Origin of the sequence: Homoserinimonas sedimenticola, assembly GCF_026094475.1 — a bacterium.
GTDB classification, from domain to species: Bacteria; Actinomycetota; Actinomycetes; order Actinomycetales; family Microbacteriaceae; genus Homoserinimonas; species Homoserinimonas sedimenticola.
Genome location: NZ_JAPELL010000008.1, coordinates 1 through 498, shown reverse-complemented (window position 1 = coordinate 498; position 498 = coordinate 1). Strand labels below are relative to the sequence as shown.

The window sequence follows — 498 nt, the reverse complement described above, 5'->3', positions numbered from 1 at the left end:
CGCAGATCAGCAACGCTGCGGTGAATACGTTCCCGGGCCTTGTACACACCGCCCGTCAAGTCATGAAAGTCGGTAACACCCGAAGCCAGTGGCCCAACCTTTTGGAGGGAGCTGTCGAAGGTGGGATCGGTAATTAGGACTAAGTCGTAACAAGGTAGCCGTACCGGAAGGTGCGGCTGGATCACCTCCTTTCTAAGGAGCATCTGGCCACGTATGTGGTCCAGGCGCCAGATCGAGACCGACCGTGTCTCGCTGGTTAGCTCATGGGTGGAACATTGACATAGTGACCGGAACCTGGTGGTTCCGAACTCAGTACGCCTCTTTTAGAGGAAGGAACGGTTCGGTTTCGCGGGGGCCGGTCTTTTGCACGCTGTTGGGTCCTGAGGGACCGGGCCAGCTCCGGGTGACCGGGGTTGGACGAACTCCTCTGGACCCCTGTCGGACACACGGATTGTGTGGATGAGGGGGTACCGCCCGTATTTTGAGAACTACACAGTG

General features: G+C 58.0%; 1 rRNA gene. It reads left to right on the top strand.

The window, feature by feature from the left end:
- A 16S ribosomal RNA gene (locus OH146_RS13620) occupies positions 1-192 on the top strand; the annotation flags it as partial.
- Positions 193-498 lie beyond the last annotated feature (306 nt).